Origin of the sequence: Marinicella rhabdoformis, from assembly GCF_009671245.1 — a bacterium.
GTDB classification, from domain to species: Bacteria; Pseudomonadota; Gammaproteobacteria; order Xanthomonadales; family Marinicellaceae; genus Marinicella; species Marinicella rhabdoformis.
Genome location: NZ_VTFS01000008.1, coordinates 1 through 12940, shown reverse-complemented (window position 1 = coordinate 12940; position 12940 = coordinate 1). Strand labels below are relative to the sequence as shown.

General features: G+C 41.6%; 10 protein-coding genes. 2 read left to right on the top strand and 8 right to left on the bottom strand.

Annotated elements, in window-relative coordinates; translation table 11 throughout:
* Nucleotides 1-8 precede the first annotated feature (8 nt).
* Nucleotides 9-1835 (bottom strand): SLC13 family permease, encoded by a 1827-nt coding sequence (locus FET73_RS14110; RefSeq protein WP_154224621.1) that lies wholly within the window; start codon nucleotides 1833-1835, stop codon nucleotides 9-11.
* A gap of 127 nt (nucleotides 1836-1962) precedes the next feature.
* On the opposite strand from FET73_RS14110, the gene FET73_RS14105 reads away from it, so the two are divergent.
* Nucleotides 1963-4293 carry a M28 family peptidase gene (locus FET73_RS14105; RefSeq protein WP_154224620.1) on the top strand — a complete coding sequence of 777 codons (2331 nt, stop codon included), beginning with the start codon at nucleotides 1963-1965 and terminating at the stop codon, nucleotides 4291-4293.
* On the opposite strand, the gene FET73_RS14100 is transcribed toward FET73_RS14105, so the two are convergent.
* The 7 genes from FET73_RS14100 to FET73_RS14070 all read right to left on the bottom strand — a co-directional run bounded on the left by FET73_RS14100 (nucleotide 4290) and on the right by FET73_RS14070 (nucleotide 12488).
* Nucleotides 4290-5213, bottom strand: a complete 924-nt coding sequence (locus tag FET73_RS14100) for an esterase-like activity of phytase family protein (protein ID WP_154224619.1) — start codon at nucleotides 5211-5213, stop codon at nucleotides 4290-4292. The two genes, FET73_RS14105 and FET73_RS14100, sit on opposite strands and share 4 nt — an antisense overlap.
* Nucleotides 5194-7743 (bottom strand): M14 family zinc carboxypeptidase, encoded by a 2550-nt coding sequence (locus FET73_RS14095; protein WP_154224618.1) that lies wholly within the window; start codon nucleotides 7741-7743, stop codon nucleotides 5194-5196. Before FET73_RS14095 ends, FET73_RS14100 begins: the two co-directional genes overlap by 20 nt.
* Before the next feature lie 24 nt (nucleotides 7744-7767).
* Nucleotides 7768-8841 (bottom strand): Kelch repeat-containing protein, encoded by a 1074-nt coding sequence (locus FET73_RS14090; protein ID WP_179952310.1) that lies wholly within the window; start codon nucleotides 8839-8841, stop codon nucleotides 7768-7770.
* Complete coding sequence (locus FET73_RS14085) at nucleotides 8838-9326, bottom strand: GNAT family N-acetyltransferase (protein WP_154224616.1); 489 nt, start codon at nucleotides 9324-9326, stop codon at nucleotides 8838-8840. Before FET73_RS14085 ends, FET73_RS14090 begins: the two co-directional genes overlap by 4 nt.
* A gap of 12 nt (nucleotides 9327-9338) precedes the next feature.
* A complete protein-coding gene (gene thiI, locus FET73_RS14080; protein WP_154224615.1) occupies nucleotides 9339-10601 on the bottom strand; it encodes a tRNA uracil 4-sulfurtransferase ThiI in 1263 nt (420 codons plus the stop codon).
* A gap of 4 nt (nucleotides 10602-10605) precedes the next feature.
* Complete coding sequence (locus FET73_RS14075; protein WP_154224614.1) at nucleotides 10606-11802, bottom strand: pyridoxal phosphate-dependent aminotransferase; 1197 nt, start codon at nucleotides 11800-11802, stop codon at nucleotides 10606-10608.
* 131 nt (nucleotides 11803-11933) lie between these two features.
* A complete protein-coding gene (locus tag FET73_RS14070; protein WP_154224613.1) occupies nucleotides 11934-12488 on the bottom strand; it encodes a CIA30 family protein in 555 nt (184 codons plus the stop codon).
* 246 nt (nucleotides 12489-12734) lie between these two features.
* Between FET73_RS14070 and FET73_RS15420 the strand changes: the two genes are divergently transcribed.
* Nucleotides 12735-12940, top strand: a 206-nt coding sequence (locus FET73_RS15420) for a fasciclin domain-containing protein (protein WP_179952321.1), incomplete at its 3' end; no start/stop codon positions are given.

The window sequence follows — 12940 nt, the reverse complement described above, 5'->3', positions numbered from 1 at the left end:
GAATATTCTCACCACAATTGATAAACCCACGACAAAATAATGGTTAACATGATCCAAATAATCACAAACAACGGAATTCCCACTTTCATAAAATCTTTGAATTGATAGCCACCGGCATTCATCACCAATAAATTGGTTTTATAGGCTATGGGTGTAGCAAAACTTAAATTTGAACCAAACAAAACAGCCAATATAAACGGCTCTACTGGCATACCCAGCCTCTGGGCCAAGCTGATGGCGATGGGCGTTCCTATGACTGCAGCTGCATTGTTTGAAATGACGTTCGTAAAAACTCCCATAACAAACATTAAACTCCCCAAAATCACAGCGGGAGAGGCGCCATGAGTAATCAAAACAAACCGATCCGCTAAAAAGTCAGCCGCTCCAGTTGCCATCAATGCAGTACCAAGCGCCAATGACGCCACAATGATTAACACCACCTGCATACTGAGTGCTTGTGTTACATCCCTCCATTTCAAACAGTTGGTGATCAATAACAAAAAACAACCTATAACCGAACTCAAATATATAGGTATCAAATCCATGGCTGCTACCCCTACAATCCCTACCATTATCATCAAAGCCAAAGGTGCTTTTTTTGTATAAGGCAGTTCTTCACGACCATCCAAGACCAAAACATCACGACTGCTTTTCAACAAATTAATCGACTGAATACTGCCTTCAACCAACAACACATCACCGGCCACCAGTACCAGGTCACTCAACCCTTTACTTTGAGCCAAACGCTCCTCTCCATGAGAATTAACCGCTAATAATTTCAATCCATACTTACTGCTCAAACGAACATCCCCCAAGCGCATACGCTCCAGAGCAGATTGTGGTGTAATTACCAATTCAACCATCAATTCTGAAGGGCCTTGAATATTCGACTCTTCACTAGATACCAAATCCAAATCCAAGGCCGTTTCAAACTCCCTCAAAGCAAAAGGCGTATCAGAGACGAACAGTTTATCGCCTGCCTTCAGCTCAACATCGGGTAAAGCAGTAATGGAGGCCTCTCCCCTGATGATGCGCTGCACTTTCAGTTGACCATGAACTTGTTGCCTTAATTCTGCTAAATGCTTACCCGCTGCAAAACCACCTTCTTTTACAAGTAACTCAGCAGCGTAAGCCCTGACTGAAATATTTTTCAACACAGCTTCCCTGGGTGGAATCATGTGAGGCGCAATCAACCACAAATATATAACCGCGACAATGCCAACCATCACAACGGGCAATGCAAAGTCAAACATGCCAAAAGTTGGCATCCCCATTTCCTCAGCCACACTGATGACCAGTAAATTTGTTGAAGTGCCAATGGTTGTGGCCATACCGCCTAAAATGGTGGCCAGTCCCATAGGCAAGAGCGTACCTGTAGAAGACGTTCCAGTTCGCGCAGAAACATTAATCAATACCGGTAACAATAAAACCACAATGGGTGTGTTGTTGACAAAGGCGCTCAATGTGGCTCCAATTACCAATGTTAACAACAATGAAATTGATGGATAAACCTTCCAAATTCTGGCCAGAAACCGACCAATAGGTTCCATCGCACCTGTGCGTACCATTGCCTGTCCTGCCACCATAAGGGCACAAACAGCGATTAAAGCTTCATTGGCAAAGCCTTGGAAAAATATTTTTGCTTCTAATAGGCTCCCATCTTCTTGTATGAATGGGAAAAGGTGAAAGACAGCAATCAGCGCAACCAACACAAATAAACTGGAAGTTTGCAATGGAATTTGCTCGCGCGCAAACATGAACAGTGCCACCACTGTTAAAATCATCACCGCAAAGGCATGCGGTTGTACCACACCAATCAATAACTGCCCGTCCATAATTCACGAAAAAATGGATGAATAAATATTCTATCATAACCAAATACAACTTGATAACAGACCTGACGATATGTCAATCAGAGCCTGCTTATGTTAAAGTTTTAGTTACTTTGATAAATGATTAATTATGATCAGAAATATTGTTTTTATATTGTTGTTTGCCGTCTTAATTTTCGGCACTTACCAATCCAGTTATCCATCCCAAACACCCAAGGACCTCATGTATCAAGGATTTTGGCTTGAAAACGCATTAAATCATTTAAATAAAATATCAGACAAACCTCACCCAACGGGTAGCCAAAGCAACGTAGCTAACCGGCGTTATTTATCTGAACAGTTGAGTCAATTGGGCGGGCAAGTGACGCTGCAAAAAACCCAAGCATATAATGCAAAAATCAGAAAAGCTGCACCAGTGAATAACATCATTGCGCTATTTCCTGGCAAAAACTCAGCTGACAAAGAACGTAAAAAACTGATGTTATTGTCTCATTATGATTCTGCCAAAGTCTATTCAAAAGGGGCTGCTGATGCCGGCAGTGGTGTGGCAGTTATTTTAGAATCAATGAGGCACTTTTTAAAAAACAATCCAGAACGAGAAAATGACATCATTGTGATGTTTTCAGACGGTGAAGAGTTAGGATTATTGGGTGCCCATGCCTTTGCTCAACAACACCATTTAATCGATTCTATTGGTTTGATTTTAAACTTTGAAGCCCGAGGCAGTTCAGGCCCAGCTATCATGTGGCCAGAAAGCGCATCTGGTACTACGGCTTTAATTAATGCATATGATGAAGCCGATGTTGAATTCCCGGTCACTTCCTCGTTGATTTATGAAGTCTATAAAATGCTCCCAAATGACACGGACCTGACCGTTTTTAAAGAAGAAAAAGGCATCAATGGGTTGAATTTTGCCTTTATTGACAACCATTTTAATTACCACACCATCAATGATGATGTCAGACACTTGTCTTATAATTCGTTGATGCACCAAGGCTTACAGCTCTCAGCCTTGCTTCCTGTTGTCGCCAATACCAACCTAAGCGAAACTTACAGTAACAATGACAATGTTTACTTCACCTTACCCGTTTTAGGGTTAGTTAATTGGCCTGCTGCTATGGGCTGGGGGCTGATTATTTTGGCTTGGTTCATGTTATTCTTGGTTGTCATTCTTGGCAAAAAATCAGGACTCCTTATAGGATCAGAAATCAAAACTGCCAGTACCTCTTGGCTGCTCAGCTGTTTATTAAGTGCTGGTTTATCGTACGGCATGATATACATACTGTATCAGTGGCTCAACCCTGAGCACAGTGACATTTTACAAGGCTACCCCTATTTGGGGTATGGTTATGTACTTGCCATACTTTTAGCTGCTCTGGTTGCACCTTTTATTATTTATGGTAACAGGCATAAAGTTTTAAAATCAGAAAGTGGATTACCTGCCGCTGTTGTTTGGTTGATTGCATTCAGCTTATTAAGCCTCAAGCTGCCTGGCGCCAGTTACTTGTTACTGCCAGTCATATGTTCATTTACAATGATGCTAGTGATCCAAGTAAATGAAAAAACAGGCGTCAGTTTTGCTGTATTGTTTGCCACTGTGGGATTGTTAATATTGGCCCTGTTGTTGACCCTGTTACCTGTTGCTCTTGGTTTGAAAAGCACGTGGATTGCTGCACTGCTGCTAACCTCTTGTTTAAGCATGTTTGCCCCGATATTCGCTAACCACAACAAAAAGTACAGCTGGTTTTTATTGTTTTTACCTATTACTTTATTCCTTTGGATCAACAGCAATGACTCCATTTCTGAAGACAAACCATTACCCACAAGTTTGTCATACTTGTATGATGTTGATGAAGAACAAGGCTGGTTTTATAGTTTTGATCGAAATGACAATGCTTGGAATCAAGACCACTTTACTCAAACCTCAGACAAAGAAACCACAGACTGGTTTATCGACACGCATAAACAGGCGGCAAGGAAGCTTCAAGCTGCGAACGATCCGGTATCACTTAAACATGCAAAAATATCGGTGATTAATGATAAATTAAATAACAATCCCAGCAAACAAAACATCATTTATCAAGGCCATGAACACAGCAGCTTGGTTCAAATCTACAGCAACACTGACATCACCATAAAACAAATGAGCATCAATGGACGCTACACCATCAATGGCACACCAGTCAAAATACGCCAAGGCAGTCGGTTAATTGAATACCATATGGATGGTCAAAAAGAATTAAACATGCACGTCACTTTAGCAGATGGTGATGTGTTTGATTGGCAAGTCATCAGTCACCAGTTTGACTTATTGTCGAACCCTCAATTTGATATTCCTGAACGTCCCACTACGCAAATCCCAAAGCCTTTTATACTCACCGACAATACAGTGGTTTCACAAAGGTTTCAGATCAAAGCAACAGCACCACTTGATGCTGACATCGACATTGAGGTTAATTAATCATTTCTCTTGATAACAATCAACAATGGCCGAGCATCATTTTTTAGCTTGGCTTTTGGGCCTCTGTTGTTATCAAGCACAATGTAAAAATATTCATCATCTACAGCCAGCCCTTCAGCATGACCAAATTGTGTGTTTTGGTACTGATTGTCTGGGGCATTGACAATGTGCTCATAAGACCATTGTTTGGATTCTGTATAATTCCCACTTTCATCTTTTACCCATTGATGAATTAATTCTGCATTGCGGTGGAGGGCATAAACCTCACCTTTAAAGTGAAACAATCCAGTTAAATCAGGAATCCTGTCCTTGCTTAACGCGTGATCTGTTGTATTTAAAACATGGTTCTTTTGCCAAACCACTTGTGACAGCTTTTGATCTAATTGTACTTCTATCAATCCTCTGGGTTGTCGTTCAGCTGCCATCAGAAAACGTCCAGCTCCCATATAAGTCACAGCCTCTAAAGAGGCATTAAACACTTGAAACAAACCCGTCTTATGAGCCTCAGGAAAAAAGCTTGGACCATCTGGCACCCAAGAAATTTGACCGTCAGGTTGCACCCTAACTAACCGATGATGCGCTTCACTGACAACGAAAAAATCATCATCTACAACTGTCAATCCTTCTAAATCAAAGACTAAGGCACCAAGCTTTATGGCATCAAATGAAAGGTACGGCGTCATCATGGCCACATCTCCTTTAATTTCTATGCGGTAAATTTTGTTACTTTTATCTGATACCGTGAACAATTGGCCGTCTTTTATGGTTAAGCCAGAAGGTTCAAAACCACTCCTGGGTTCAATTGGATAGACTTTGAAATCTTCGATTTCTGGCATACCAAGCACATCAGCCCCAAGCACAAAACTTGAGGCTGAAATAGACAACAATAAAAACAGAAGTTTAAGGTGCTTCAAATCCATCTTCAAAAATCAAGTCAGTATCGACAACACAAGATTGATATCCCTGCAATTCAATGTCATCAATCACCCAATCACCTGCACCTGTATTCACATCTTCACCTAAGCGCCAGCGGAACTGCACTGTTTGACCATTAAAACCAGACAAATCAACCACCACTTCTTGAAAACTGCCCAGATTATCAACAAAAGCTGCTCGACCAGCCAATGGGTTGCTGCCACCTGAACTCAGTGTACCGTTGTAACCATTTTGAGTCATATGGTTGCCCAAATCTGACCAATTCTCTCCATAATCTATACTTATCTCTAATACACCACCATCATAGTCTACATTATTACTTTCAAAATCATGTTTGTGCATAAAGCTCAAAGTGGCATTTTGATCCAATGCGACCTCTGGAGAAATCAAATACTTATCAGTGGTTACTCCCACATCAGTAGCAACAAAAGCAGGACTGTTACTGACGCCGTCATTACCCTCAATCCGCCAATCATTTGTTCCTTGAGCAGCAGCAGCTGTCCAACCCTCAGCAGCAGCATCATTGAAACTGCTATAGGCATTCAGGTCATTCGAAATGTCACCACATTTCGGCATTAATTGCACATTTTGAGTCGTTGTTTGCTGTGCCACAACAGAGACACCATTAAAGGTCATGGCTTCGTAGCCTGCTTTTGAAACCATCAAATCTGCGGTTCTGAAAGTGGCTTGAATTTCATAAAAACCATTGGCATTGGTCGAAGTTTGTATACCATCATAAGCGACCTGTGCCAACTCAATAGGATCATTCGACCCAAGTTCTGTTACGGTCCCACTCAGAGTACCTAAATCGCCTGAATTCACCACATCAACAAAAAAGGCTGACGGCACACCCGTAGTACCTGAAGCATCTGTGGCCGTTATCCATACCAATTGTTTACCAGAGGGCACACCTGTTAATGGAATTTGTCCGGTAAAGTTCTCACTCTTGCTGTTAAATGACCCGTCTTGCGCAGCCATAGCCACAGCAGTCGCACCATTTTCCCAAGGAGGTGTGCCAATATAAGCTTGTACCGCAGTGATGTTTTGTGTGCTTTCTGTGCCGTTATTTTGATAAAAATTCAAATCAGTGGCCAAACCCTGAACAGTTAAGTTTTGACCAGAAGCTCCTTCTACAGGTATAGTTGGCAAGTTCTCAATCGTTGGGCCAGACGAATCTATATATGGTTGGCGAGATGCTTTGGCCGCATAAATTAATGCGGGCAGATTATCAGGCCAAATGGTTTCATTAAAAGTATCGCAACCTGTGTAGAAAAAACCATCTCCATGATCATCCAATTCAATGGTATAAGCCGCCACACCTAAAGTACCGTAAGCATTGTCATCTGATGCCCCGTCAGCACCTCCCAATGAGTCATTAGACTGTTCAGGTCGGTAACCTGTAAAATATGACATGCGACGAGCCAATGTCATGAGTTGATCATGATTGGGTGCTGGATTGGCAAAATCAGAATAGCCCCATGGGAATAAAGTTAACCCTGCTACATTGTGGATATCTAAATAGACTCCCATTTTGTTATCAGGAGCTGGTGTTGTTATGTCATTAGGCCTGTCATCAGAAAACAGTTGCTTGATGTAATTATCAATGGCTAAAGTTTCAGGTTCACTTAAAGCAGTTAAACCTCGAAAACTTTCACCACATTGTTGGCCACTCGAACCTGTACCTTGATTCCATAAAAAATTGAAATTCCGATTCATGTCCACACCTTGATGAGAACCTTGATAGCAATGGTTTTCATTGTAATTTTTTCTCTGATGGTATTGGAGCTCATTCTCAGCAATGATTCTGCCGTCGGGATTACCCTGTAACAATAAATGAATCTCGTGATGATCAACTAACCATGTGACGTCTGCATCCGTTCCATATTGAGCCAATAGAAAATCCGCAAATCGTGTCACGAGCTCAGCCGGCGGATATTCACGCGCATGAATCGACCCCATTGCATAAAGAATAGGCTTATTGTTAATGCCATTTATTTTGTTGGTGATTTTAACTATTTGCAAGTCATGTCCAGCAAAATCACTGTTTGCTTGGGTTTTATGCCATGTAGGACCAATATTAACCAGTTCAACAATATTGGGGTGATTGCTTTCCATGTCTGTCATGTCAGCATAAGTTTCTTCAACAGTCCGATAACAAGCAAAATTGGTAATGGCTTTGATGTTTTCATCCCAACTTCTGCCTTCAATCTGCGCAAAATGTTTTTCTAATTTTTGATGAACAGTTAAATTAAAGCCTGCTTTTGTCAATGCTTCATGTTCATTAAAGTTTTTTACAAGCATCAACACCGTTTTGTTTTTTTCATCAATTTTCCAAAAATCATGCTGCTCTTTAATGGCTAAAACATCGGCTTTGTCATCGTAGGATAGCAACATCGGCCAAGGTCCATCACCATGAAGCACAGGCTCATCGTTATTTCTGTGTTCAGCCATGGCTAATGAACTGATCAAGGTTGTGGCCAAAATGGCCTGTTTGGTTCTGTTTAATATTTTCATAGTTCCCGTCTTTTTTTGCCCTTTTCAATTAAGGCTTTTTATATTAAATTTGATGATGTGAGGCGACAGCTCTTGGTCTGTTTTCATGCCTCCTAAAATAATGAATTCATCATGGGCTTTTAATAAACCACGATGATCCATATTGGGTGATAGTTGATTGTCATTGCTTTGCCAGGTTTTCGTATTAAAATCAAAAACCCTGATACCAGATGAAGCTTGCGATGGCACGCCATCATAACCAATTCCGTTGTAATTATAGGGGTTGTCACTGCCGCCAACAAAAACCGCGAAGTGATTGTCGCTGGCGGCTGCCATGCGGTAATGTGCAACGCCTGAATAGTGATTTATGTCTTGCCAGTTGATTTGAGTGATGTCATTCTCATCAATGGCTCCTAATGCACAAACGGGTGAAGCCTCAAACCTTTTCTTTGATTCACTTTCCCAAATGACTTTAACGCCGTCGCAAACTAACATTTGGTTACCTACAATGGCAGCGGCATGTCCAAAAACAGCCGGTATAGGAAATGGTGTGGCTTGCTGCCACGTATTTTCTAGGGTATCAAAAACCTGCACCAAATCGACATTGTCGACGTCATGCCAACCACTGACTAAATAGATATAGCGATTCTGAAAGACCAAAGCCACACTGTCATCAACAGGCGTTGGCATTTCAGGCATGGCCCGCCACTCAAGGGTATCGCCATCTATTCGCCAAACCAAAGGTGAAGACTTTTCACTGCCATCAGCGGCAACGGTATAGCCACCAAATAAATAGACTTGATTGTTTACAGAGGCAGCCACTGATGCCAGAACGGCTGGCTGGCTGTTAGGCACGGTCAATGCTTGCCATTGTTTTTCACGCCATACCCATGCTTTGTTGGTCACATCGGCATGTGTTTTGTCATTGGTTAAACCGTTGAAAAAAAAGAATTGAACTTCACCTTGGTATGCCGTTTGTGCCACAGCGTGGTTACTGACAGGATATGGTAAATGTGAAATTTGAGTATGGATTGAAAAGGTTTTTAAGTGACTGGCGGGTTGATGACCCGAACAAGCCAACAAGAATAAATATAAACAGCTGAGTAAAGCCTGCTTCAAACAAAGCTCCGATACATGAACACACCACAACCTCCATGCCCTGTATCACCCATGCGTTCAGTAATGAATTCAAAACCATGTTTTTGGTATAAAGCTTGTGCTACTTTCATGGCAGGCGTGGTTTCTAAATACATACCTTTATAGCCACTACTTTTCGCCTCTGTTATGCATTTTTCAATCAATTCATGTCCGAGACCCAAACCACGAAGTTCGGATTTGAAATACATTTTTCTCAGTTCTGCTTGGTCTGCATCTCCCGCCAAAGGTGCATACCCTCCAGCACCACACACTTGACCATCCAGCTCTACAACAAAGAAATTACAGTTTTCAGGTTGATAATTGCCATACATGTCATCCATTTCAGGATCTACACCTGCGTAGCCTTCACCCACCAGACCATGCTCTGCCAGGACATCTAATACCAATGTCTTAACAGCGTCATTATCTTGTGGCTCTATGGTTCTTATTTGGACTGTCTCTTTCATTAATTTAAGGGATTAAATGTAACTGTCTTCGTCTCCAGCATCTTTCTTGAAGACCAGTTGACCAAAGTTATATACCAAAGTGGTCGTTTCATCCAAAGTATCTTGAATTAATTCTTCATAGTTTGACAAATGTTCACGCTCCATTTTGTCCAATATCACATGTTTTGACTTGGTTCTTGGGCTTTTACTGATCAATGCACAGCAGTCTTTGTAAGGTTCTCGACACAAATCAAACAAATCAAGCTCGGTCGATTTGGCAATAATCTCTTCTTTGTTATAAGTTAACAATGGACGCAAGATAGGTGCATCAATCGCACGGTTCATCGAGTTGATATTTTCCAATGTTTGTGAGGCCACCTGTCCTAAATTATCGCCAGTAACCAAAGCACCGGCTTCAATTTTGTCCATGATTCGCTCAGAAACCCTGGCCATAAAACGTCGAAACAAAATCAAATCATAGTCTAAGTCTTGCTCCAATAAAGCCATATCAAAATGCGTATAAGGCACAATAAATACACGAGATCGACCGGTCACTTCACTTAACTGTTTAACGATGCGTGCGATTTTATATTCCTCAACATCATTGATGTTGTGATGAGATGCAGAAAAGTGAATAAAGTCTACATTACAACCTCGGTTAGCCATCAACCATGCAGCAACAGGAGAGTCAAAACCACCCGACAACAAGGTCAACACCCTACCAGTAGAAGAAACCGGCAAGCCACCTGTTCCCCTTACTTTATTCAAATGAACTGCAGTGCCTCTTGAACTGACATCGACAAAAAAGAATTGATCTGCATGTTTTAAGTTAACTGTTTTCCACGGACTGGTCTTGAAAATGGTAGTAGCCAAAGCACGCTCAAAATCTTGTGAAGACATGCAGAAATTTTTATCACTCCGTTTCACGCGAACAGCAAAAGAATGGCCTTCAACATGATGCTGATTGGCCAGTTTGGTGATTAAATCGTGAATCGGCTGTAATTCGGGTGTTGAAGTGCGTAAAAAACGGTACTTTTGTTCATCAAACCAGTGCACCAAACTCATCCAAGCAATGCCCGGCACGCGCGCCAGTTCTGTTAATGCATGTTGAGAGACTGCTTCTTCCACTTCACCGACTTCAACAAATATGCGGTCATGAATTGATTTCACTTCCCAGTCATGACCAATAGAGGCCAGTTTCTTGCGCATGTTCTTGCGCAAACGCTTAACAAATTCGTTTCTGTTTTTGCCTTTTAATGCCAACTCAGCATAATGAACAACTATTTTATATTGCATACCTTTACCTGATGGCCTGTGTTAAAGCCAATTCCATTTTATTTATGGCTTGTTTTAATACGTCGATTGAAGTTGCGAATGACAAACGCACATAACCCGGGGCACCAAAAGGCGTACCCGGCACCACAGCCACACCAGCCTCTTCTAATAACCAGGTTGCCAGTTCGACATCATCATTGACGCCTTCAATCTTTGTCACCGCCTCGCTCACATCTGGAAAGGCATAAAAAGCACCATTTCCTGGCTGACATGAGATGCCAGGTAAACCATTCAATGCTTCAATTAAATAATCGTGACGTTCTTTGAAAGCCGCTTTCATCACGTCCAAACAGTCTTGTGGCCCATCATAAGCCGCTGTTGCTGCTGCTTGCGATATAGAACAAGGGTTAGATGTGCTTTGTGACTGTACTTTGCGCATTGCTGTGATGATATCAGCAGGTCCTGCCGCATAGCCAATTCTCCAACCCGTCATGGCATACGCTTTAGAGACACCGTTGATGATGACACAACGCGACCTTAATTCTGGACACAAGGCCACCAAATTTACCAACGGTTCGTCACCCCAGTAAATGTGTTCGTAGATGTCATCCGTTGCAACCATGACATGTGGGTTGGCTACCAGTACATCACCCAAGGCTTGTAGTTCTGCTTTGGAGTAAGCACGTCCTGTTGGGTTACTCGGTGAATTTAACATCACCAATTTTGTTTTTGGGGTAATGGCAGCAGACAACTGTTCTGCTGTTAATTTGAAATCAGCTGCTGCTGTGGTTTCAACAATCACTGACTCACCACCAGCCAATAAAGTCATGTCTGGGTAAGAAACCCAATAAGGTGTAGGAATGATCACTTCATCACCGACATTCAATACCGCACTGAGCAAATTAAAAATGCTGTGCTTGGCACCGCAAGAAACCAAAATTTCATTGGCTTTGTATTCGACTTTGTTTTCACGAGATAGCTTGCCGATGATGGCTTGTTTTAATTCAGGCGTACCATCCACGGCTGTGTATTTTGTTTGACCTGCTTCAATTGCTTTTATGGCTGCAGCTTTAATATGCTCAGGTGTGTCAAAATCAGGTTCCCCTGCCCCCAAACCTATCACATCCTTACCTGCTCGTTTTAATTCAGCCGCTTTCATACTCACAGCAATGGTGGCAGAAGGCTTCACTTTTTTGATCAAATCAGCAACAAAATCACTCATGACAATCCGGTTAAAATCGCAAAAGTGTTTATCTTATGCGCCAACCCAAATATGGCAAGGGATTTCTTTAGAATATACAGCTATAGGGCCTTAACACAGGGACTTATTTTTATTTGCCACACAATGCTGGGTTAGATTTCAGCAACTATTTTAATTTTATGCAATGACAGTTCAAAGTCACCCACCTGTTTATCCGTCATCATGATACCAAATTGCGTGACGTTTCGAAGGTTCAATTCAGGCATATTTCTCAATACCCTGCCGCGATAAGTTGGAACAAATTCACTTACAGAGAAGGTAAATGTTTGTGTTTTTCCTGCAACTGTTTTGAATGATTGAGCATAAGCTGCCCCATCAAAACCTCGATCAGTTCTGAGTCTTAACTGATAGACCTTTCCATCACCCAAAACTTTAAGTTTGATGAACTGCCCAGATACTTTGTCACTGAATGGCCAGATCATTCGAACCGAAGCAAAACCGCCATTATTTTTTAAAGAAACTACACCATTAAACACAGCCGCATCTTGTCCAACCCGTAACTGACTGACGGACCGACCTCCCATCACACTGTCATTGACCACACCATAATACTGTTCATTTAAGTTCTTAAACTCATAACTATTTGAATATGCATCTGTATTCTTTGCACTGACCATACTTGCCACCATTAATATTTGTAAAATCATTATTGTTCTCTGTATTCAAAGTATTTAGCTTAATTCTGCACTGTGAAAATTGTGTGAACACATTTTCTTCACTTGCTCACATTGGAACGACATCCCACTGATTAATATATGCAGCACGATCCGAGAACAAGGACGTATGACTTCAAATTAATATTAACTTTTAAAACGAGACAAATCATGAACACTATTTACAAAATTTATAAATTATCTACAGTGCTTTTCATTACTTTATTAGGCGCCAATGCAATGGCAGGTGGTTACGGCAAAGCCAAACAAAAAGACATCGTTGATACTGCAGTAGCAGCCGGTTCATTTAATACTTTGGTCGCGGCAGTAAAAGCAGCAGACTTAGTTGATACATTAAAGGGTGATGGTCCTTTTACAGTATTTGCTCCCACTGATGAAGCTTTTGCTAAACTACCAGAGGGCACCATTGAATCATTATTGAAACC

Bases quoted from the DNA above. Each gene is read 5' to 3' on its own strand.
- FET73_RS14110 (WP_154224621.1), bottom strand. From the start codon at position 1,835: ATGGACGGGCAGTTATTGATTGGTGTGGTACAACCGCATGCCTTTGCG.
- thiI (WP_154224615.1), bottom strand. From the start codon at position 10,601: ATGCAATATAAAATAGTTGTTCATTATGCTGAGTTGGCATTAAAAGGC.
- FET73_RS14075 (WP_154224614.1), bottom strand. From the start codon at position 11,802: ATGAGTGATTTTGTTGCTGATTTGATCAAAAAAGTGAAGCCTTCTGCC.
- FET73_RS14105 (WP_154224620.1), top strand. From the start codon at position 1,963: ATGATCAGAAATATTGTTTTTATATTGTTGTTTGCCGTCTTAATTTTC.
- FET73_RS14100 (WP_154224619.1), bottom strand. From the start codon at position 5,213: ATGGATTTGAAGCACCTTAAACTTCTGTTTTTATTGTTGTCTATTTCA.
- FET73_RS14095 (WP_154224618.1), bottom strand. From the start codon at position 7,743: ATGAAAATATTAAACAGAACCAAACAGGCCATTTTGGCCACAACCTTG.
- FET73_RS14085 (WP_154224616.1), bottom strand. From the start codon at position 9,326: ATGAAAGAGACAGTCCAAATAAGAACCATAGAGCCACAAGATAATGAC.
- FET73_RS14070 (WP_154224613.1), bottom strand. From the start codon at position 12,488: ATGATTTTACAAATATTAATGGTGGCAAGTATGGTCAGTGCAAAGAAT.